Genomic DNA, 304 nt, shown 5'->3' on the forward strand with positions numbered 1-304 from the left:
CGGCGAGGTGCCCCGCCCGGCCCGCGCCCGCCTGGAACTGGGCAACCTGGTGGGCCTCTCGGTCGGGGTCCTGATCTCCGTGCGCGTACGCACCTTGGACGAGCCCGCGGGCCGCCCCGTCGTGAGGGCCGCCATCACCGTCGCCGTCGTGCGCTGGGAGTTCGCGTACGAGATCGGAGTCAAGCACGACTGACCCGGACGCCGGACACACGCGCGTCGGCCGGGGCCGACGAGGACATCGTGTGCGCCGATGGAGGCGGAGCTTGCGCGCGAACCGCGCCGAGCGGCCCGGACAGCGCCGTTC

1 pseudogene is annotated in these 304 nt (G+C 74.7%); it reads left to right on the forward strand.

Going from position 1 to position 304, the window contains the following annotated elements:
* Positions 1-193, forward strand: a pseudogene (locus PUR26_RS05840) (GntR family transcriptional regulator); the annotation flags it as partial.
* Between the last annotated feature and the right edge of the window lie 111 nt (positions 194-304).

This window comes from Streptomyces sp. SP18CS02 (assembly GCF_036322365.1).
Taxonomy (GTDB): Bacteria; Actinomycetota; Actinomycetes; order Streptomycetales; family Streptomycetaceae; genus Streptomyces.